This window comes from Streptomyces sp. NPDC002156 (assembly GCF_053593675.1).
This window is the reverse complement of sequence record NZ_JBSFDA010000030.1, coordinates 1-20,862: the sequence shown is the minus strand read 5'-3', so window position 1 is coordinate 20,862 and position 20,862 is coordinate 1. Positions and strand designations below refer to the sequence as shown.

The window sequence follows — 20,862 nt, the reverse complement described above, 5'->3', positions numbered from 1 at the left end:
GAGTACATAACTTCCCTGTGTGACTTCCTTTCCCTGGGGGCTGTCATGACGACAACCACTTCCTCCTCCCGGCACGCCGGAGCGACGACGCTCTCGCCCCATGCCGTGGCCCGTGCCGGCGGCCTGCACCCGGTCGGGGTGTTCATCCTGCTGGCCGGGGCGTTCCTGCCGATCATGGACTTCTTCATCACCAACGTGGCCCTGCCCAGCATCGACGCCTCACTGCACGCCTCCGCGTCGTCGCTGGAACTGGTGATCGCCGGGTACGGCGTCGCGTACGCGACTCTGCTGGTCCTAGGGGGCCGCCTTGGTGACCGCTTCGGCCGTCGGCGCATCTTCCTCGGGGCGCTCGTGGGCTTCGTGCTGGCCTCCTTGGCCTGCGGCGTCGCTCCGAGCGTGGGTGCGCTGATCGCGGCCCGCATCGTCCAGGGCGCCACCGCCGCCCTGCTCATCCCGCAGGTGCTGGCGACCTTCCACCATGTCCTCGAAGGGGAGCGCAAATCCCGTGCCGTGGCCCTGTACGGGGCCACCTCCGGTATCGCCGCCGTGGTCGGACAACTCGTCGGCGGTCTGCTGGTCAGTGCGGACATCGCCGGTACCTCCTGGCGGCCGATCTTCCTGGTCAACGTGCCCATCGGCGTGGTGGTGCTGTTCGTGGCGGCCCGGATCGTGCCCGACACCCGCTCGCACCACCCGGTCGGCATCGACCTGCCCGGCACCGTCCTGTTCGCCGCCACGCTGACCGCCCTGCTGGTGCCGCTCACCGAGGGGCACTCCCTGGGCTGGCCGTGGTGGACCTGGGTGATGTTCGCCGCCGCGATCGTCCTGGGCGCCGCCACCTACCTCGTGGAGAAGCGCACCGAGCGGCGCGGCGAGGTCCCCCTGCTGCCGCCGTCCCTGCTGCGCCTGCCGTCGATGTCCCGCGGACTGACCATGGTGTTCGCCTTCAGTATCGGCTTCGGCGCCTTCATGTTCGTTTTCGCCCTCACGGTCCAGAACGGCCTGCACGCCGATGCCCTGCACAGCGGGCTGGCGATCCTGCCGATGGCCCTGCTCTTCTTCGCCGGTTCACTGGTCGCACCCCGCCTGATCACACGTTTCGGCCGGGCGGCGCTGTCCGCCGGCGCCGTCGTGCAACTCACCGGACTGGTCTCACTGGTGGCGGTCCTGCTGGGGAACTGGCCGCACGTCAGCCTGTGGGCGATGGCCGTGCCGCTGGCCCTGGTCGGTGCCGGACAGTCGATGCTGTTCGCCGGCCTCTTCCGCAGCGTGCTCGCCGACGTCCCCACGCACCTGGCCGGTATCGGCAGCGGCGTACTGATCACCCTGCAGCAGAGCGGACTCGCCCTCGGGGTGGCCACCCTCGGCACCCTCTATCTGGCCCTGGCACCGCACAACGTCGCCCACGCCTTCGCCGGAGTCGAGTACGTGCAGATGGGCATCGTCGCCCTCCTCGCGGTCGGCGCCGCCGCCCTGCCGCGCTTCGGCAAGTCCACGTCGGTCGCCACTCCAGTCGTCGACGCCTGAACCCGCCCCTCTCGAACCTCTCGTAAGGGAGCAGTGATGAGTCTTCTCGACTTGTCGCGATGGCAGTTCGCCATCACCGTCATGTTCCACATGACCTTCCCGGCGATCACCGTCGGCCTGTCGATCTTCCTGGCGGTCGTCTACGGCCTGTACTGGCGTACCGGCAGGGCGGTCTATCTGCAGATGTTCCGGTTCTGGCGGCGCATCTTCGCCGTCGGCTTCGCGATCGGCGTGGTCGCCGGCGCCGTCATCACCTTCCAGATGGGTCTCAACTGGGGCGTGTACGGCGCGAGGACGGGCCCGATCATCGGGCCGATCATCGGCATGGAGGTCGTGACGGCCTTCTTCGTCGAGGCCGGCTTCATCGGCGTCCTGCTCTACGGCGACGGCCGCGTCCGCAAGGGCACCATGTTCCTGTCCACCGTGATGGTGTCGGTCGGCACCGTCCTGTCGTCCACCTGGATCATCGCGGCGAACTCGTGGATGCAGACACCCGCAGGATTCAAGGTCGTCCACGGCCAGTTCGAGCCCACGGACTGGATGCGTGTCATCTTCAACCCGTCGTTCATCTGGCGCTGGCCGCACATGCTGGCCGCCGTGCTGATCTCGGCGAGCTTCTTCGTCGCCGGGATCTCGGCCTGGTACCTCGTCAAGGGCCGCGCGAAGGGCTTCGCCCGCCGCTCGATGTCCATCGCGCTCGGGATCGCCGCGCTGCTGATGCCCGTTCAGCTGTACCTGGGTGACGGTGTGGCCGGGCATGAACTGCCGTATCAGCTCTCGAAGTTGGAGGCGATCGAGGGGAACTGGGGCAACGGGAACACCGGCTTCGTCCTGTTCTCCGTCCCGGACCAGCAGGCCGCGCGGAACATCGCCGAGCTCGACATTCCGTGCCTCGGCAGCTACATAGCCAAAGACCTCAGCTGCAAGACGGCCATGCCCGGCCTGAAGCTCACCCCGGCCGTCGACCGGCCCGACATGGCCGCGACCTTCTGGGGCTTCCGCGTCATGTTCCTGGCGGCGGTGCTGATGTTCGGCACGGCGTTCGCCGCCACGGTCCTGCGTATGCGCAACCGCCTGTGGACCGCGCGTCGCTTCCACCGGTTCGTCCTCTGGACGACTCCGGTGGGGATCCTCGCCATCCTCGGGGGCTGGGTCACCGCGGAAGCGGGACGTCAGCCGTGGATCGTGTTCGGGCAGCTCCGCACCTCGGCCGCGGTGTCCCGGCTGGCGCCCGGCGAAGTCCTGTTCTCGGTGATCGGCTTCTCCGCGCTCTACCTGATCATGCTGGTGGCCTACGTCGTCTACATCGTCCGCACCATGCGCATCGGCCCGGAACGCGACGACCCCGGGCGGGAGACTCCACCGGAGAACCTGCCGGACACCGGCCTCGCCAAGGACGGCGTACCGCTTGAGCTTCCCGTACAGATCGGCTCCCGGGAGGTGGCGGCGCGATGACCACCACCCTCTGGGCGGCGACCGTCCTCGCCTGTCTCCTGATGTACGTCGTGCTGGACGGTTACGACCTCGGAGTCGGCGTCGCCACCCTCTTCGAACGCGACCCCGCACACCGGCGGCACATGCTGGAGTCCGTCGCGGTGGGCTGGGACGGCAACGAGACCTGGCTCATCCTGCTCGGCGTCGCGCTCTGGGCGGGCTTCCCCCTGGCCTTCGGCACACTCCTGCCGCACGCCTACCTGCCGATGACCGTGATGCTGTTCTCCCTGATCGTGCGCGGTGTCAGTGTCGAGATGGCGTCCCAGGCGCCACCGGCGCCCCGCTGGACGACCGCCTTCGGCGTGGCGTCGTTGCTGGCCGCGTTCGCGCAGGGCTTCGTCCTGGGGACCCTGACCTCGGCGGTACATCTGCGGGGTGACGTGTACACCGGGTCGGCCTTCGGGGCCTTCAGCTGGTTCTGTGTGCTGTCGGGGCTCGCGGTCACGGCCGCGTACACCGCTCTCGGCTACGCCTACACCAAGCACAAGTCGTCGGGGCCGCTGCGGGAGTCGGCGGGACGACGGGGTGCGGTCGCCACGGTGGCCGGGGGAGTGCTGCTGGTTCTCGTCCTCGTCACTGTCGACACCACCGGGGCGCCGCTGAACCTCGACAGCCCGGGGCGCGCCTTCGCGTTCGCCGTCCTGTTGTTGTTCGCCGCCGGGGGAGCGGCCGCCTCACTCGTCACGTTTCCGTGGAAGCGGCAGTCCGGGGCGGCGGACACCCTGCCGCTCGGCGGGCTCGTGATCGCGACGGTGTCCGTGTTCCTCGCCCTGGGCGTCGCCCGCTACCCGGTGCTCCTACCACCGGGCCTCACGGTCGACAGCGCGGCCGGCCCGCACTCCACGATGGTCTTCATCCTTGTGGGCATCGGCCTGAACATGCCGCTGGTGCTGGCCTACAACGTGTTCGCCCACCGGGCCTTCGCCGGAAAGCCCGACACCGCGGGAGCGCACTCATGACCACCCGAAGCTCGCTTCCCACGCCGGTTCGTGCCGTGCTGCGACTGCTCGCCGCGGTCGTCTGGACCGTGCTGGGCCTGCTCGCCTACTTCGTCTGCCAGGGGATGTTCGGTGGCTACGCGCAGATCCACTCGCAGCTGCTGACCACCCTGGGCATGATCGCCATCGCTCTGACCGGTGGCATCGTGTGGATCGTCGACGAGCGGCGCCCCCATGACGACGAATGAGATGAACGAGAAGAACGACAGCGCCTGGCTCGCCGTGTGCGCCGCGCCGGGACGGCATTGGTTCCGCCTGTCGGGCACTCTCCGGACACTGGAGACGCTGTTCACGATCACCCGCTGGGGCGCCCTGGCATGGACGGCCCAGGCAGTGATGGACCGGGCCGCGGCGCACGAGACATGGGGCCTCGTGGCCTTCGCCGTCACGAGCGTGCCGGCGGTGGCCGCGGGCTGGACGGCCGACACGCTCGCGGCGCGGGGCGCACGTGCCGTCGCGGCCGGACTGCGGCGGCAGTTGACGGGTGCTCTGCTGCCGACCGCCGGGCGGACCAGCGAAACCGGTCCGGCGGAGGCCGCGTGGGCGATGGTCGATCTCGCCGACGACGTCGCGGACTTCCACGCGCAGACCACACCCGTGCGTCGGTCGGCACCGCTGTCCATGCTCGCCGCACTGGCGGTCACGGCCGCGGTGCACTGGCCGGCCGCGATCGTGCTGGTCCTGACCACCGCGCTGCTGCCCCTCAACATGCGCCTGGCGGGCCTGTTCGCGCAGCACGGCGCGGACCGGCAGGCGGCCGCGACCCGGCACCTGAACGCCGTCGTCCTCGACAGCTTCCGCGGCATGCGGACGCTGCGCGAACTGGGCGCGGTCGGCCGACGCGGCCGAACCCTGACCACGGCCGCCGAGCAGCTGAACAAGGCGACGATGAGCGTGCTGCGCCGCGCCTTCCTGTCCGGAATGATCATGGACATCGTCATCACGTTCTCCATCGCGGTGAACGCCACCTACATCGGCCTGTCGCTGCTCGGCTATGTGCAGGTGCCGTACGCGCCACACCTCGACCTGTTCACCGGTCTGCTGGTGCTGCTGGTGTGCCCGATGTACTTCGCCCCGATGCGTGCCAGGGCCGCCGCCTTCCACCAGCGGGAACGCGCGACGGTCGCGGCCGGCGTCATTCGCGGCATCGTCGAGGACACCCCCGCCGAGGTGATTCCGGCGGCCTGTCCGCCGCTGACCGAGCCGGTCGGCGTGTCGCTGACAGACGTCCGGTTCCGCTATGGCGACGCCGACCACGACACCGTCAGTGCCGACGCCGAGTTCGCACCGGGCACCTGGACCGTGATCACCGGTGCCTCCGGCTCCGGAAAGAGCACGCTGCTGTCGTTGATGGCCGGCCTGCGTCGGCCGTCGGCCGGCTCGGTCCGGTGGCAGACCTCGTCCGTACGGCAGGTGCCGGCGCTCGGCGGATGCGCCTGGGTCGGACAGCAGACCGTGCTGCTCGACGCGACCGTCCGCGACAACATCCGCCTCGGCCGCCCGGAGGCCACCGAGCAACAGATCCGCAGGGCCGTCGATGCCGCCGGGCTGAGCGCCGTGATCGAGGGCCTCCCCGAGGGACTCAACACCCGTCTCGGTGAGGGCGGTTGGGGTGTGTCGACCGGTGAGGCCCGCCGGATCGCCATCGCCCGTGCCTTTCTGCGCGGAGCCCGGCTCTGGCTGCTCGACGAGCCGACCGCCCACCTCGACGCGGACAGCGAACTCGAGGTCGTCGACGCCCTGCGACGGGCCACCGACGGCTGCACCGTCGTCATCGCCACCCACTCCTTCCCGCTGGCCGCGGCCGCCGACACCGTGCTCGCGATCGACGACGGCCTCCTGCACGACGCGAGGCCGGTGAACGCGCGATGAGCAGCAGCCGTAGCCCGGACAACCGTGGTGGGAGGGCGCGTTCCCTCGCGGCGGGCGGGTTGGTGCTCGCGGTCGTCGCCGAACTGTCCACCGTCGGACTGCTCGGGCTCTCGGGCTGGTTCATCAGCGCCTGTGCCGTCGCCGGGGCGGCCACCGTCAGCTCCTTCTCCTACATCGCTCCCAGCGGCGGTGTGCGCGCGTTCGCCCTGGCCCGCGTCGCCGGCAACTACAGCAAGCGCCTGGTCCTGCACGCCGCCGCTCTGCGCCGGGTCGCCACCGCTCGGGCCGGCCTGTTCGACCGTGCCGCAGGCGCCGACCGGGCACAGGCGGACGGCCTGTGGTCGGGAGAACTGCTCGACCGCAGCATGGCCGACGCCGACAGCGCCGGGATGGCACTGATCGAGTTCACAACCCCCGTCACCGTCACCGCCGCGTTGACCGTCGGCACCGTCCTCGCCGTCGCGGTGTCCACGTCCCTCGTACCGGCCGCCGTACTCGCGGCCGGTGTCGTCGTCATGGCGGCGATCGCCCACCGTACGCCCGGCACCGCGCGCGAAACCGAGCAGCACACTCGGAAGGCGCTGCGCGCCGAAGTCGTCACCGCCGTCGACGCCTGGACGGAGCTGGCATCGCTCGGCGCCGCCGAGCAGCTGGCGGCGCGTACGACGGCGAGGTTCACCCGACTCGACGTCGTGCGGGAATCCTCCGGCCGGCGAAGGCACCGGACCACGCTGGCCACCGGCCTGATCGGCACGGTCACGCTGACCGTCACGGCCGCCGTCGACAGCGCACCGGACGCCCCCACGTTCGTGCTGGTCGCTCTGCTGTCCCTCGGCGTACTGGCCCAGGCCGAGCAACTGGCGGCCGCCGCTGAAGCCCGAGCCGCTGCGAAGGCCGCACACCACAGGCTCACGGCCGGCGCGCCGATCACCGTGGGCGACACCGCCGTTCCGGGGCTACGGTCATGGTCCACCGAGCAGGGCATCGGCTTCGCCGACCACCCCCTTCCGCCGATGGCTCTCCGGCCCGGGCGTGTCCTCGGGGCCACCGTCACCCGGGGCGCGATGCTCGTCGTCACCGGCCGCTCCGGCAGCGGCAAGAGCACTCTGCTCCGAGCCCTCGCCTCGTCGCTGAGGCAAGCGGCCGAAGACCGCGACGGCCGGCCCGCCGTCGTGTCCGTCGCCGCCGACGACCACCTCTTCACCGGCACCCTCGGATCCAACTGGCGCCTCTCCGACGCCGCCCTGACCGACGACGAGGTCGACGAACGCCTAGCCCAACTACGCCTGAACGACAGCGGACTGACCGCCACAACCCCTGTCGGCCCCGGCGGGAGACAGCTCTCCGGCGGGGAGCTGCGCCGGGTCTACCTGGGCCGGGCCCTGGCCCGCCACCCGCACGTACTGATCGTCGACGAACCCACCACGGGCCTGGACGACCGGACCGCCCGCCATGTACTCGGGATCCTCACGAACCTGCCCGACACCACCGTCGTCCTCGCCCTGCACGACGTACCGGCCTGCCTTGAGCCGGCCGGACACCTGACCCGGCTGTCGCTCGACCACACCTCCCAGGAGGCGTCATGACCACAACCCGAGCCCTCTCCGGAGCCGCCCAGAACACTGTCCGAGAGGCACAGGTCCCGACGCGGTCCGATGCGGAGCACCAGGCCCGCTTCGAACCGGCCCTCGCGTTCCTCGACGGACTCTATTCGGCCGCCCTGCGCATGACCGGCCGTCCGGCCGACGCCGAGGACCTCGTCCAGGAGACGTACGCCAAGGCCTACACCTCGTTCCACCAGTTCCGCGAGGGGACGAATCTCAAGGCATGGCTGTACCGCATCCTCACGACCACCTTCCTCAACTCCCGCCGCAGCCAACGGCGTCGGCCGCAGTACGACGACACGGTGGAGCCGACGGACCGACAGCTGGCCCGCGCCGAGTCGCACACGTCCACGGGGCTGCGTTCGGCCGAATCCGAGGTGCTCGACCACCTGCCCGACGCGGACGTCGAAGCGGCGCTGCGGGCCATCCCCGAGAACTTCCGCATCGTCGTATACCTCTTCGACGTCGAGGGCTTCACCGTTCGGGAGATCGCCGACATCATGCGGACCCCCCTCGGCACGGTGCTGTCCCGACTGCACCGGGGACGCGGCCGACTGCGCTCACTGCTGCAGGGTTACGCCTGCGAGCACGGCCTCGTCTCGGCGCCGCACAGGGAGAGTAGCGCCGGGAAACCCGCTCCGACCTCAGCGAACAGAGCGTTTTCCGCGCACAAAGATGCGTCAGCACGTCGTTGACCGGCGCTCCGCAACAGGGCCAGGGTGATGGAGCCACATCGGATCCCGACCACTCGTTTCCGGTCACCGGACTGCGTACAGGAGGCCGTGATGCTTCAGACGGACACCCGCGAACACACCGAGGCGGGAGAAGACCGCGACACGGCTGCCGCAGCCGCGCCCGACACACCCGCGGCCGGCCGGGAACTCCTCTTCCAGCGCTGCCTGTGGTGCGGCACTCCGGCCTATCGCCGCCCGTACTGCCGTTCCTGCGGCTCCATGGCCTTCAAACGGGAGCGAAGCGAGGGCTCCGGTGTCGTCGTGCGCCGCAACGGCCATGCCCCGCACAACACCTGGTTCGTCGCGATGGACGAGGGCTTCAACCTGCTCTGCCAGGTCACCGGGACGGCGCCGGTCGTGGTCGCGGTGGGGGCGAGGGTGAGTGTCGTACGGTCCGTCGCCCCCACCGGCCAGGGCCTGCCCCTTGTTGAGCTCGCCCGCCCGACACGGCCTCTGGGGCGCCGGTGGTGACGGGAACCGGCCGAGACGCAGCCACCTCGCGCACGCAGGACGATCAGAGAGGACGGGGCGTGGACACCCAGCACGACGCGTCGGACGGATGGACCGCCGTTCCCGACGGAGCCGGGCATGGCGCGCTGGAGGGGCTGCGTATCGCCGACTTCTCCCGGGTTCTCGCGGGGCCCTACGCCACCATGCTCCTCGCCGATCTCGGCGCCGATGTGGTGAAGGTGGAACGGCCGGGCATCGGGGACGACACCCGGGCCTGGTACCCGCCGACCGACGACGACGGCACGTCGACGTACTTCCTGAGCGTCAACCGGAACAAGAAGTCCGTCGTCCTGGACCTCACGACCGACGCCGGCCTCGAACAGGCCCGCGCCCTGGTCGCCGAGTGCGACGTGCTGGTCGAGAACTTCCGTCCCGGCACGATGGAACGGCTCGGGCTCGGCCCTCGCGAACTCCGGGCCCGGCAACCGGGATTGGTCTACTGCTCGATCAGCGGCTTCGGCAGCGGCGCGGGCGCGGCGATCCCCGGATACGACCTGCTCGTCCAGGCCGTCGGCGGGCTGATGAGCGTCACCGGGGACACGGGCGGGGAGCCGGTGAAGGCGGGCGTGGCCCTGGTCGACGTGATCACCGGCCTGCACGCCTCGCTCGGCGTCCTCGCGGCCCTCCGGCACCGGGACGCCACCGGCGAGGGACAGCACGTGGAGGTGAACCTGCTCGGTTCGCTGCTGTCGGCCATGGTCAACCAGGCGTCGGCGTTCGCCGTCGCCGGTGTGGTTCCGGGCCGTATGGGCAACGCGCACCCGAGCATCGCCCCGTACGAGACCTTCCCGGCCGCCGATCGTCCGATCGCGCTCGCGGTGGGCAACGACCGGCAGTTCGTGGCGCTCGCCGAGGCCGTCGGGGACCCCGGTCTCGCGGCCGACGACCGCTTCCGCACCAACGCCGACCGGGTCGTCCACCGCGCCGCCCTCCGGGACATCCTCAGCGAACGGCTGGGAGCGGCCGGAGCCGACCACTGGTCGGCCGTCCTGCTGGCCGCGGGGGTGCCCGCCGGACCGGTCAACACCCTCGACGAGGCATTCGCCTTCGCCCACAAGCTCGGTCTCCCCGGCATCGTCGACATCCCCGCCGCAGCCGTCGACGGAGGTGTCGGCAAGCACGCCCGCCAGATCGCGAACCCCATCGCACTGAGCGGCACGCCGGCGCAGTACCGTCTGCCGCCGCCGCGCCTGGGCCAGCACACCACGGAGATCCTCCACCGCGTTTCCGACCACACCTGAGCGCCGGGAAGAACGGTCACCCGGCCGTTCCCCGTGCAGCTGCCACAACCGAACCGATCACCACAACCCCCAGGAGCTCACGATGAGCGGCGCCAAGCCGATGAAGGACCCCCTCGACCTGCTCGACTTCTCCTCCACCCTCACCGACGAGGAACGCGAGATCCAGGCCACCGTGGCCAAGTTCCTCGCCGACCGGGTGCGCCCGCACATCGGCGAGTGGTTCGAGAACGCGCACTTCGCCCGCGAACTCGCCCCTGAACTCGGCAAGTTGGGCGTGCTGGGCATGCACCTGGAGGGCTACGGCTGTGCCGGGACGAACGCGGTCAGCTATGGCCTCGCGTGCATGGAGCTGGAGGCGGCGGACTCGGGCTTCCGCAGCTTCGTCTCGGTGCAGGGCTCGCTGTCGATGTTCTCCATCTGGAAGTGGGGCTCGGAGGAGCAGAAGCAGGAGTGGCTGCCCCGGCTCGCCGCCGGTGAGGCGATCGGCTGCTTCGGCCTGACCGAGCCCGACTTCGGCAGCAACCCCTCGGGGATGCGCACCAGGGCCGTCCGCGACGGCGACGACTGGATCCTGAGCGGCTCCAAGATGTGGATCACCAACGGCGGTATCGCCGACGTGGCCACCGTCTGGGCACAGACCGAGGACGGCATCCGCGGCTTCCTCGTCCCACGCGGCACGCCCGGCTTCACCACGCAGGACATCAAGCAGAAGATGTCGCTGCGCGCGTCCGTCACCTCGGAGCTGTACTTCGACAACGTACGGCTGCCCGACTCGGCACGGCTCCCGCACGCGGAGGGCCTGCGCGGACCGCTGTCCTGTCTGAACGAGGCCCGCTTCGGCATCCTGTTCGGCGCGGTCGGCGCCGCCCGCGACTCGCTCCAGGCGGCCATCGAGTACGCCGACTCCCGCGTCCAGTTCGACAAACCGATCAGCGCCTTCCAGCTCACCCAGAAGAAGCTCACCGACATGACCGTGGCCCTGGGCAACTCCGCACTGCTCGCCGTCCACCTGGGCCGGCTCAAGGACCAGCACCGCATCCGGCCCGAGCAGATCAGCGTCGGCAAGCTGAACAACGTCCGCGAAGCGATCGCCATCGCACGGGAGTGCCGCACCGTCCTCGGCGCGGGCGGCATCTCCCTGGAGTACTCACCGCTGCGCCACGCCAACAACCTGGAGTCCGTCATGACCTACGAAGGCACCAGCGAGATGCACACGCTCGTCGTCGGTCAGGCGATCACCGGACACCCGGCGTTCCGCTGACCACCCAGGCGGACGAGACCGACGAGCGCGCCGCGGAAGAGGCCGTCTAAACGTCGCGCACCGCGAGCAGTTCGACCGCTGCCCCGGACGACTCCAGCAGCGGTGCAGCGGCAGAGCGCCGGGGATCCGCCCGGTAGGCAGCGAGATCCTCGCTGCCGGGAAAAGTTATGAGGTGGGCCTCGACCCGATCGTCCAGAGTGCGAAGTCGGCGCTCAAGACGCCCGCCGTACTCGGCAAGGAGCGGCAGAACAGCGCTTTCATAAGCGTCGAAGGCACCCAAGCCCCCTTCAGGTAGCCGCGCGAGCATCAAGTAGGTGACGGCCATGGCCCCCTCATAGCGGTCTGTGAACAACGATCTTCTGAGCCTAACTGGAGGTCGCTCGTCGTTCCACGACGGCCTTGGGGTTCTCAGGCCGCCCGGTAACTGAAGAACCCCTGTCCCGACTTGCGGCCCAGCAGCCCCGACTCGACCATGCGGCGCAGCAGCGGGGGAGGGGCGTACAGCGGTTCCTTGTACTCCTCGTACAACGCCTCGCCTATCGCGGCCACGGTGTCCAGGCCGATCAGATCGGCGAGGCGCAGCGGGCCCATCGGGTGGGCGCAGCCCGCCGTCATCCCCGTGTCGATGTCCTCCGCCGTCGCCGTGCCGGAGCCCACCATCCGCACCGCTGCCAACAGGTAGGGAACCAGGAGGGAGTTGACGACGAAGCCGGCGCGGTCCTGCGCCAGGACCGTCTTCTTGCCCAGGACCTCGCCCACGAAGTCACGCACGCGCAGCTCCGTGGCCTTCGAGGTCCGCAGCGACGGGATCACCTCGACCAGCGGCATGACGGGGACCGGGTTGAAGAAGTGCAGCCCGACCACCGCTTCCGGCCTCCGGGTCGCGGCCGCGAGCCGGGCGATGGGGATCGAGGAGGTGTTGCTGGCCAGTACGGCTGCCGGGTCGGCGACCACGTCGTCCAGCTGCCGGAACAGCGCGGTCTTGGCCCGCTCGTCCTCCACGGCCGCCTCGATGACCAGGTCCGCCCCGGACAGGCGGGAGAGGTCGGCGGTGACCGACACCCCGGCCAGGGCATGGGCGCGGTCCTGCGAGGTGATGGTTTCGCGCTTCTCCGCCTTGAGCAGGGAGTCCGCCACGCCCGCCAGTCCCGCACGGGCCCGGTCCTCGGTCACGTCGCACAACGTGACGTGCAGCCCGGCCCGGGCGCAGACCTCCGTGATGCCCCGGCCCATCTGCCCGGCGCCGACGACTCCCACGTGCTTGATCGATGTCATGTGTTCCTCCACCATGCGTCTGTTCGTCGTTGCTGGGGCACGGCTGTGTCAGGCGACGGCGGTCGTGGACGTCGCCCGCAGACGCCGGATCACACCGCGTACCGCAGGCGAGGTCTCGCCCCTGCGGTACGCGCCCACCAGCCGGGTGGTCAGCGGTACGTCGGCCAGCGGGCGGTAGGCGACGCCCGGTATCCGTACGCGGCGCAGCGAGTCCGGCACCAGCGCCACGGCGAGACCGCCACCCACCAGAGTGAGCGCGGCGATGAAGTCCCGTACCGGAGGCGCGTACTGAGGGCTGAAGCCGCCCCGCTCCGCCACCTCCAGGATCTGGTCGCGGCAGCCGTACTCCTCGTCGAAGTGCGGCGCCACGAACCGCTCGTGGCGCAGCTCCGCCGCCGGCACCGTCTCGTACGCCGCCAGCGGTGCGCCGTCCGGCAGCGCCAGGACGACATCCTCGGTGAGCAGACAGGTGGCCGTGATCCCGGCCGGGTACTCCGGCCGCCAGCGCAGGAAGCCGACGTCGACGTCCCCGCAGGACAGGGCCTCCAACTGGGCCGGTGTCTCCAACTCGCGCACCTGCACGGTGAGATGGGTGTCGAGGGCCGCGCACCGGGTGAGGACGTCGGTCAGCACACCGGAGAAGGCGGCGGAGGCCACGTAGGCGATCTCGGCGTGCCCCAGTTCCCCGCGACCGGCACGCCGGCCCACCGCCTCCGCCCGGGCGGCCTGCGCGAGGGTCAGCCGTGCCTCTTCGAGGAACAGCTGACCGGCGCCGGTGAGAGCCGGGCGGGTGCGTCGTCCGCGGTCGATCAGACGGACCCCCAGGTGCGACTCCAGTGCCCTGACCTGGGCGCTGAGCGCCGAGGGAGCCAGGTGCAGCCGGTCCGCCGCGCGGGCGAAGTGCAGTTCCTCCGCGACGGTGACGTACGTTTCCAGCCAGCGCAGTTCCACCGGCTCCTCCGTCCTGCCGGGTGCACCGGCCGCGTGCACGGCCGGTGGGATGGACACCCCGCGGCGGTGTCGGGGCAGGACAGGTCCGCCGCGGGGTGAGTACGGGTCTTGAGGGAATGTCCTCAGGGGATGACGACGTAGTTGCTGAATCCGCCGTCGCGGTCCGTGAGTCCGGAGATCGCTTCGTTGACCCTGGACAGAGGGAACGGCTTGGCCTGCAGATAGGACAGGTCCAGGGCGCCCGTGGCCACCATGTCGGCGAGTTCCTGCCCCTGCGCGGTGCTGAACCAGTTGGAGCCGATCAGCTGGACCTGCTCGTCCATGAGCCACTTGACGTCCACGGGCAGCCGGTCGGCCACACCGCCGACGTTGACCACCCTGCCGCCCCGCCGGACGCCCTGCATGGAGTCGAGCATTGTCTCCACGGGCGCCTTGGCGCCCAGGGCGCTGATCACGTAGTCCGCGCCTTCGCCGCCGGTGCGGGACTTCGCCCACCCACCGGTGGAGCCGTCGCCCAGCCGGAAGACCTCGATGCGATCCGGGGCGAGTTCCTTGACGCGCTTGAGGAGTTCCTCGTTGCGGCCGGTCCCGAGGATCCGGGAGGCACCGGAGGCCAGCGCGAGCACGGTGGAGGCGACACCGAGGGTTCCCGTGATCCCGTCGATGAGGGCGACCTGGCCGGGGCTTGCCGCGGCGTTCTTGAGGGCGCCGTAGGAGGTGCCGATGTAGCCCAGTTTGCCGGCCTGCTCGAACGTCATGTTGTCCGGGATGTTGACGATCGAGTACTGCGGGGCGGTCATGTACTCCGCGAAGCCGCCGTAGGGGTACAGGTCGAAGATCCGCTGGCCGTCACGGGAAGTGCTGAAGTAGCCGTTCAGGGTGAAGTAGCGGCACCGGCTCAGTTCACCGCCCCGGCACACCTGGCAACTCCCGCACCCACGCAGGGGGTTGACGTACACCCGGTCGCCCGGCTTGGTGTTCAGCACCGCCTCGCCGACCTGCTCGACCACGCCCGCGGCGTCCAGACCGAAGACGGCGGGGAACTTCGGCAACGGCTGGTGCGGGAACCAGGTCGGCCAGTTGTTGATCACGTTGGCCATGTTCGGCACGATCCCGCACGCCTTGACCCGCACCAGCACATCGGTCGGTCGTGGGCTGGGTCTGTCGATCGTGTCCACGGACATCGGCTCACCGAGTGCGTGCAGTCGTGCAGCGAGCATTTTCGCCATTGAAATACTCCTTGAAACCGCTCCGTCCCAGCGGCCCGGGCGGAGATGTCAAAAATTCCCTACGAATTCGGGAAAGGATGCGGGTAATTGTCTTCGAGGTCGATGTCCAGCAGCCCCATGATGCGGACGCCGGAGTTGTACCAGGCAATGGACAACGACAGTTCGACCATCTGCTTGTCCGTCAGCCGGTCGGCGGCGGCACGCCATGTCTCCTCCGAGACGTCGACGTGGAGCGTGGACTCCTTCGCGAGCCGCATCACCGCCTTCTCCGTGGCGTCGAACAGCTCGGACGACTCGAAGTCGGCCACCGCCGCGAGCTGTTGCCCGGTGAGCCCGGCCTTCAGCCCGTGCGACTGGTGGTGCGCCACCTCGTACGCCGACCGGGTCGCGTACCCCACGGTCAGGATCGCCAGTTCGCGCAGCCTGGGGCTGAGGTCGGCGGCCCGCAGCGAGTTGGCGTAGGTCAGAAAGGCGTCCAGCTGGGTCGGCGCGTTGGTCAGGGCGAGGAAGATGTTCGCCGTCGGCACCTTGCGCTCGGCTTCCAGCCGGTCGTACAGGGGCTTCTGCGAGGGATCCGCGTCCTCGCGCTGCAGATAGGGAACTCGTGCCATGGTCACTCCTGGGAGTACGGAAGGTCAGTGCGCGGACTGTTCGAGCAGGAACCGTTCGAGCGACATGGGCTTCGGCGGCTCGGCCGGCGGGATCTGGGGCACGCCGACGAAGGGTGACGCCTCGAAGTACCACTTCTCCAGGGCCGGGAGGCCCCAGCGGGCGTTGGTGCTCAGCGATGCCGCGTCCCAGCGCACCGGCTCGATCTCGGTGTCGATCGTCTGGTAGTGGCTGTTGAAGACCTCCACCCGGTGTCCGTCGGGGTCGCGGAGGTAGGCGAAGAGCATCCCGCCCGGACCGTGCCGCCCGGGGCCCCGCTCCACGCCGTCGCCGTAGCCCTGGATGCCCGCCCAGTCGCAGGCGGCGAAGATGTCGTGGCTCTCGGAGACGGTGTAGGCGAAGTGGTGCAGGGCGGGCCCGGTGTTCTCGACGATCGCGAGGTCCAGACAGGTGCCCTTGCGGTACATGAACGCGCCCAGCAGCTTGTCGCCGTGTTCCAGGTACTCCGAGTTGCGGAAGCCGAGTTCGCCGTAGAACGCGCACAGCTCGTAGGTGTCGGGCGCGAAGGTCTGGAAGTGGTCCAACCGCTGCGCGTGGGCACCCTTGTACCGCTCGAAGTCGATGTGCAGCCGCGGCCGGGTCTCCATGTGCGCGCACAGTTCGAGCGGCGTGCCGATGGGGTCGCTGACGTGCAGGGTACGGCCCTGGTACGGGACGTCGACCCACTCGGCGGGCAGTCCCCGCTCGCGGAACCAGGCGTACGCGAGGTCGAGGTCCTCGTCGAAGAACACCCGGAAGCCGATCCTCCCGCACCGGCCCGCACCCTCCTCGTCCAGCTCCAGGACGAGGCTGTGGTGGCAGGCTTCGGCCAGGCCGCGCAGATAGCAGGTGCGCTCGTCCTCGTCGCTGACGACCAGCCCCAGCACGTTCACGTAGAAGTTCCGGCTCTCGGCCAGATCGGCGACCGTGAGACGCACGTGACTGGAGCGGGTGATATTGAAACTCGGGCGCAGATTGACGGGTGGCAGCATGCTGGTCTCCGTGCTCGGATCGGCTCTGGAATTCGATGACTGCGACTTCGATGACTGTAATGCCGTGCGGCCGTTCTACGGATTGGTCGTGGAGGCCCCGGATCCGGCGAATGTGAAGGCGGACCAGCCGCTGAATTCCGCGGATTCACCGAGGGATTCCTCGATCCGCAGAACCTCGTTCCACTTGGCCATGCGCTCGGAGCGGGTGAACGAGCCCACCTTGAGCTGGCCCGCGTCCCAGCCGACGCTGAGGTGGGCGATCGTGACGTCCTCGGTCTCCCCGGAACGCGCCGAGACGATCGTGCCGAAGCCGGCTTCCTTCCCGGCCCGCAGCGCCTGGAACGCCTCGGTGACCGTGCCGGCCTGGTTCGGCTTGACGAGCACGGCGTTCGTCGCCCCGTTGGTGGCCGCGGCTTCGACCCGCTTGGCGTTCGTGACCAGGTAGTCGTCGCCGATGACCTGACAGCGGTGGCCGTAGCGCCGGGTGAACTCCAGCATGCCCTCGTGGTCGTCCTCGCCCACCGGATCCTCGACGGACAGGATCGGATACTGCTCGATCCAACTGCCGAGCATGTCGATCAGCGCGGTGGTGTCCAGTGTGCGGTCGTCCAGGGCCAGCGTGTACCGCCCGCCGCTGCCGAACTGCGAGGCCGCGACGTCCAGCGAGATGCCGACCTGCGTCGAGGGAGCGAAGCCCGCGCTGTCGATCGCCCGGGTCAGCGTCTCCAGGGCCTCCTCGTTGGAGTCGAACGCCGGCCAGAAGCCGCCTTCGTCGGCGACCCCCTGTGCTTTGCCTGCCTGCCGCATCAGACCGCCGGCGGCCCGGTAGATCTCGGCCGTCCAGTCCAGGGCTTCGGAGAAGCTCCGCGCTGCGGGGCAGACCACCATGAAGTCCTGGACGTCGACGCGGCGGTCCGCGTGGGCGCCGCCGCCGAAGATCTGGATCTCGGGGAGGGGGATGCGGACCGGGCGTCCGCCCGCCAGGTGCTGCCACAGGGGTACGCCCGCCGACGCGGCGCCGGCGTGCAGGACCGCCATCGACGTGGCCACGAGCGCGTTGCCGCCGAGCCGGCTGCGGTCGGGGGTTCCGTCGAGGTCCACCAGGAGCCGGTCGACGGCCTCCTGGTCGGCCGCGTCGCGCTCCAGGAGGGCGGGCGCGATCTCGTGGTTCACCGAGCCCACCGCCCGCCGGACGTCGAGGCCGCCGAAGCGGCTGCCGCCGTCGCGCAGGTCGAGTGCCTCGCCCTGGCCCGTCGAGGCTCCCGCCGGGGCGATGGACCGCCCGATCGCGCCGTCCGCGAGGCGTACCTCGACCTCGACGGTCGGACGACCGCGTGAGTCCCACACCCTGCGGCCGTGAAGCTTGGCGATCCGCGCGTCTGTCATTGCGGTGCGACCTTTCGGAGTTCGGACGGGTGCCCCCGCAGCCGGAGGCGTACGGGCGCGAACGAGAGGGAGAAAGCGAAAGGGAGGTGACGAGGGTTGCTCGTTCGGCTCGTCCGCTGCGGCTCCGGAGTGCTATCGATAGCGCAATCGTGCAAAGCGGTGGCGTCTCTGTCAAGAGGTGTGCGGCCCTCCGATCTGCTGGCCCCGCGTGATCGCTGACGTCTCTTGGCCCGTCGGGGTACGAGTGCTATCGTTCGCACAATCCGGACTGCTCCGGCAGAGACTCCGGCGGACCCACGCTCTCCTGGACGGACGGACAGCACAGGAGGCGTGGGTTCGCCGGGCCTGATCCCGGCCGACAGGAAAGCGACCCGCCATGACCGCCCAGCCCTCCCCGGTGCCCATGACCCTCACCACCGTTGTGGCCAGTACTCGCCCCGGACGGGTGGGCAGATCCGTCGCGGACTGGTTCACCGGCCGGGCCGCGGAGTGCGACCAGTTCGAGTCGCACATCGTCGACCTGCACGAACTCGCTCTCCCCTTCTTCGACGAGCCGCATCCACCCGCCCTGCGGCAGTACACGAAGAGCCACACCCGCGAATGGAGCCGGATCGTCGAGGCGTCGGACGCGTTCGTCTTCGTCACTCCGGAGTACAACGGTGGCTTCCCCGCCCCGTTGAAGAACGCGTGGGACTACCTCGCCGTGGAGTGGCACCACAAGCCGGCCGGGTTCGTCAGCTACGGAGGCGTCTCGGCGGGAACCCGGGCCGTGCAGATGGGCAAGCAGGTCGTGGCGAACCTCAGGATGCTGCCGATCGGTCCGACCGTGAGCATCCCGTTCGTCGGTCAACTCGTCGAGGACGGCGACTTCAGGCCCGGCAAGGTGCACGAGGCCGCCGCCGAGCAGGTCCTCGACGAACTCGCACGCACCGCCCGCGTCATGCAACGACTGCGCGGCGGGACGTACTGACCCGGCGGTGCAGGTGTTCGAGGGCGCCCGGAGTGATGTGCTCCGGGCGCCCTCGGTGTGTGTGGGTGAGGCCGCTCCTGGTTCAGACGGACCTGGACGGGGCCTTTCCGCCAGGCGGTGCCGTGCTGCCGCGCAGGACCAGTGATCCGGGGGAGACCGATGTGTACGGGCCGTCGTCGCCCGGCTTGGTCTTGAGCCGGCGCATCAGCCACAGCGCGCAGCCGGTGGCCATCTCCTGGATCGGCAGACCGGTCGTGGTGAGTCCGGGACCCCACCAGGAGAACCCCGGCTCGTCCCCGAAGCCGACCACGGACAGTTCCCCGGGCACCTTCACACCCTGCGCGGACAACTCCTCCAGCACTCCCAGAGTGAGCTGGATCGATCCCAGCACCAGACCGGTCGGCGTGTCCGGACCTCTCAGCAGTCGGCGCACCACCTCGCGCCCGTGGTCCACGGACGACGGCGGCCCCAGCTCCGCACGCCCGGCGTCGTCCGGCAGACCGCCTTCGCTCAGGGCGCTGCGGAAACCGCGCAGACGCTCCGCGCCCGTGGGCAGTTCCTCGGGCCCGCCCAGGTATGCGATCCGGGTGTGGCCCAGCGCCACCAGATGGGCCGTGGCCCGGCGCAGCGCCTCGTGGTCGTCCACGCCGAACCACTGGGCACCGAGCGACGGGTGGCGGCGCAGCAACTGAAGGTGCGGTACGGCCTTGAGCAGTTTGACCGACTCGCTGTGCGGGCGAGCGGTCGGCACGATGATGACGCCGGCGACGCGGTTGGCGGACAGTTCGCGCAGGTGGCTCAGCTCCACCAGTCGGTCGTCGTCGGTCTCCGAGAGCATCAGCTGGAAGCCCTCGGCCTCCATGTTCTTGGAGAGCTCGTGCGCGATCGTCGAGTAGAAGCTGTTGCGGATGTCCGGGATGACCAGCGCGACCACGTTGCTGGACGCGCCGCGCATCATCCGGGCGGCGCGGTTGCCGACGTAGCCCATCTCGGAAGCGGCCTGGCGGACCCGGAACTTGGTCTCCTCGCTGATGCGGGCATCGTCGGAGAGTGCCCGGCCGACCGTCGAGACGGAGATTCCGAGGCGTTCGGCGATGTCCCTGGTCGTGATCACGTAAGGCCCCCTTGAGCTGACTGATCCCGCTGCGGTCACTTTCTGTGTGCCAACGATAGCGCTCTCGTTGCGCTCAGTGGTCGGCGAAGCGGGGCGACGGGTCGATCATCACCTTTATGCTAACGTTAGCACTGCTGGATGGGCCGTGCAGCCGCCCGTGGCTGCCTAGTTGCGGAGGTGTCCGTGCGGATCGTCAGGTATGCCGTCGGCGGGGTACGTCACTACGGAGAACTCGAAGCCGGTGGGACCAGGATCGCGAGATTCGAGGGTGACCCCTTCACTGGACTGTCCCCCACGGGGCATGTCGACGAAATCGGCGACGTTGTCGTTCTCGCGCCGCTGGATAGGCCCCGCGTATTCGGTTTCGCCTACAACTACGCCTCACACATCGACGAGACCGACCGTGAGGTTCCGGAAGTTCCCGTGTGTTTCATGAAGCCGAGTACCGCGGTGATTGGACCGGGTGACGCCATCGTCTATCCGGCAGACGGCGAACTGATCCATTTCGAGGGCGAGTTGGTCGTCGTCATCGGAAAGGAAGCCCGTCATGTGAAACCCTCCGAGGCCCATGAGTACATCCTCGGCTATACGTGCGGCAATGACGTGAGCGACCGCATCGTCCAGCGCAAGGAGAGCGCGTTCGGAACGCTTCTCATCGGAAAGGGGCAGGACACCTTCGCTCCCCTCGGGCCGGTCGTCGTGACCGGACTCGACCCCTCGGGACTGTCGTTGACGACCCGTGTGAACGGCACCGTCATGCAGTCGGCGAGCACCGCCGACCTGCTGCTCGCCGTTCCCGACATCGTCAGCTATCTCAGCCGGTATCTGACGCTGCTGCCCGGCGACGCGATCATGACCGGCACGCCCGCCGGCGTCGGACCGATCCGTCCCGGGGACGAGGTCGAGGTGGAGATCGAGGGCATCGGCGTTCTGCGCAATCCGGTCGTGGCCGAGAGCCGCTGACCCCGGACGTCCGCCGGACGAACTCGCACAGGGGTCTGCCCACCCGGCCGGGACGATCGTCGCCGCGAACCCCAGATTGGCCAACACCGTGGC

At 69.7% G+C, this 20,862-nt stretch carries 20 protein-coding genes; 12 read left to right on the top strand and 8 right to left on the bottom strand.

The genetic code is table 11. The features are described from left to right. The first annotated feature begins 45 nt into the window (after nucleotides 1-45). From ACWCRB_RS15365 to ACWCRB_RS15320, 10 genes are all read left to right on the top strand, one after another. Entirely contained in the window at nucleotides 46-1,527 is a 1,482-nt protein-coding gene (locus ACWCRB_RS15365) for an MFS transporter (protein WP_450996514.1), read from the top strand. Between the two features lie 36 nt (nucleotides 1,528-1,563). Then, nucleotides 1,564-2,982, top strand: coding sequence for a cytochrome ubiquinol oxidase subunit I (locus tag ACWCRB_RS15360; protein WP_450996513.1), 1,419 nt, complete (start codon nucleotides 1,564-1,566; stop codon nucleotides 2,980-2,982). Beyond that, on the top strand, nucleotides 2,979-3,980 hold the full coding sequence (locus ACWCRB_RS15355) for a cytochrome d ubiquinol oxidase subunit II (RefSeq protein WP_450996512.1): 1,002 nt from the start codon (nucleotides 2,979-2,981) through the stop codon (nucleotides 3,978-3,980). The genes ACWCRB_RS15360 and ACWCRB_RS15355 overlap by 4 nt, the downstream gene beginning before the upstream one ends. Next, entirely contained in the window at nucleotides 3,977-4,207 is a 231-nt protein-coding gene (locus ACWCRB_RS15350; RefSeq protein WP_450996511.1) for a hypothetical protein, read from the top strand. Before ACWCRB_RS15355 ends, ACWCRB_RS15350 begins: the two co-directional genes overlap by 4 nt. Continuing rightward, complete coding sequence (locus ACWCRB_RS15345; RefSeq protein WP_450996510.1) at nucleotides 4,194-5,891, top strand: ABC transporter ATP-binding protein/permease; 1,698 nt, start codon at nucleotides 4,194-4,196, stop codon at nucleotides 5,889-5,891. Before ACWCRB_RS15350 ends, ACWCRB_RS15345 begins: the two co-directional genes overlap by 14 nt. Further along, nucleotides 5,888-7,477, top strand: coding sequence for an ATP-binding cassette domain-containing protein (locus tag ACWCRB_RS15340; RefSeq protein WP_450996509.1), 1,590 nt, complete (start codon nucleotides 5,888-5,890; stop codon nucleotides 7,475-7,477). Before ACWCRB_RS15345 ends, ACWCRB_RS15340 begins: the two co-directional genes overlap by 4 nt. Then, nucleotides 7,474-8,190, top strand: coding sequence for a sigma-70 family RNA polymerase sigma factor (locus ACWCRB_RS15335; protein WP_450996508.1), 717 nt, complete (start codon nucleotides 7,474-7,476; stop codon nucleotides 8,188-8,190). Before ACWCRB_RS15340 ends, ACWCRB_RS15335 begins: the two co-directional genes overlap by 4 nt. Nucleotides 8,191-8,280: 90 nt before the next feature. Next, entirely contained in the window at nucleotides 8,281-8,700 is a 420-nt protein-coding gene (locus ACWCRB_RS15330; protein WP_450996507.1) for a Zn-ribbon domain-containing OB-fold protein, read from the top strand. Nucleotides 8,701-8,759: 59 nt separating this feature from the next. Continuing rightward, nucleotides 8,760-9,980 carry a CaiB/BaiF CoA transferase family protein gene (locus ACWCRB_RS15325; protein WP_450996506.1) on the top strand — a complete coding sequence of 407 codons (1,221 nt, stop codon included), beginning with the start codon at nucleotides 8,760-8,762 and terminating at the stop codon, nucleotides 9,978-9,980. An 82-nt stretch (nucleotides 9,981-10,062) separates the two neighbouring features. Continuing rightward, entirely contained in the window at nucleotides 10,063-11,241 is a 1,179-nt protein-coding gene (locus ACWCRB_RS15320) for an acyl-CoA dehydrogenase family protein (protein WP_450996505.1), read from the top strand. A 46-nt stretch (nucleotides 11,242-11,287) separates the two neighbouring features. Here the strand turns inward: ACWCRB_RS15320 and ACWCRB_RS15315 are convergent, their stop codons facing one another. The 7 genes from ACWCRB_RS15315 to eno all read right to left on the bottom strand — a co-directional run bounded on the left by ACWCRB_RS15315 (nucleotide 11,288) and on the right by eno (nucleotide 17,722). Beyond that, nucleotides 11,288-11,566 (bottom strand): hypothetical protein, encoded by a 279-nt coding sequence (locus tag ACWCRB_RS15315; RefSeq protein WP_450996504.1) that lies wholly within the window; start codon nucleotides 11,564-11,566, stop codon nucleotides 11,288-11,290. Nucleotides 11,567-11,649: 83 nt separating this feature from the next. After that, entirely contained in the window at nucleotides 11,650-12,516 is an 867-nt protein-coding gene (locus ACWCRB_RS15310) for a 3-hydroxybutyryl-CoA dehydrogenase (protein ID WP_450996503.1), read from the bottom strand. A 48-nt stretch (nucleotides 12,517-12,564) separates the two neighbouring features. Then, nucleotides 12,565-13,524 carry a LysR substrate-binding domain-containing protein gene (locus tag ACWCRB_RS15305; RefSeq protein ID WP_450996502.1) on the bottom strand — a complete coding sequence of 320 codons (960 nt, stop codon included), beginning with the start codon at nucleotides 13,522-13,524 and terminating at the stop codon, nucleotides 12,565-12,567. Between the two features lie 65 nt (nucleotides 13,525-13,589). Continuing rightward, nucleotides 13,590-14,696 (bottom strand): alcohol dehydrogenase catalytic domain-containing protein, encoded by a 1,107-nt coding sequence (locus ACWCRB_RS15300; protein ID WP_450996501.1) that lies wholly within the window; start codon nucleotides 14,694-14,696, stop codon nucleotides 13,590-13,592. A 59-nt stretch (nucleotides 14,697-14,755) separates the two neighbouring features. Continuing rightward, nucleotides 14,756-15,307 carry a carboxymuconolactone decarboxylase family protein gene (locus ACWCRB_RS15295; protein ID WP_450996500.1) on the bottom strand — a complete coding sequence of 184 codons (552 nt, stop codon included), beginning with the start codon at nucleotides 15,305-15,307 and terminating at the stop codon, nucleotides 14,756-14,758. A gap of 24 nt (nucleotides 15,308-15,331) precedes the next feature. Then, complete coding sequence (locus ACWCRB_RS15290) at nucleotides 15,332-16,336, bottom strand: VOC family protein (RefSeq protein ID WP_450996499.1); 1,005 nt, start codon at nucleotides 16,334-16,336, stop codon at nucleotides 15,332-15,334. Between the two features lie 75 nt (nucleotides 16,337-16,411). Beyond that, on the bottom strand, nucleotides 16,412-17,722 hold the full coding sequence (gene eno, locus ACWCRB_RS15285; protein WP_450996498.1) for a phosphopyruvate hydratase: 1,311 nt from the start codon (nucleotides 17,720-17,722) through the stop codon (nucleotides 16,412-16,414). 376 nt (nucleotides 17,723-18,098) lie between these two features. Here eno and ACWCRB_RS15280 point away from each other — a divergent pair, with 376 nt between their 5' ends. Further along, a complete protein-coding gene (locus tag ACWCRB_RS15280) occupies nucleotides 18,099-18,692 on the top strand; it encodes an NADPH-dependent FMN reductase (protein ID WP_450996497.1) in 594 nt (197 codons plus the stop codon). Nucleotides 18,693-18,774: 82 nt separating this feature from the next. Here ACWCRB_RS15280 and ACWCRB_RS15275 read toward each other — a convergent pair whose 3' ends face one another. Then, complete coding sequence (locus ACWCRB_RS15275; RefSeq protein ID WP_450996496.1) at nucleotides 18,775-19,806, bottom strand: LacI family DNA-binding transcriptional regulator; 1,032 nt, start codon at nucleotides 19,804-19,806, stop codon at nucleotides 18,775-18,777. 138 nt (nucleotides 19,807-19,944) lie between these two features. Between ACWCRB_RS15275 and ACWCRB_RS15270 the strand changes: the two genes are divergently transcribed. Continuing rightward, on the top strand, nucleotides 19,945-20,769 hold the full coding sequence (locus ACWCRB_RS15270; RefSeq protein WP_450996495.1) for a fumarylacetoacetate hydrolase family protein: 825 nt from the start codon (nucleotides 19,945-19,947) through the stop codon (nucleotides 20,767-20,769). The last annotated feature ends 93 nt before the right edge of the window (nucleotides 20,770-20,862 follow it).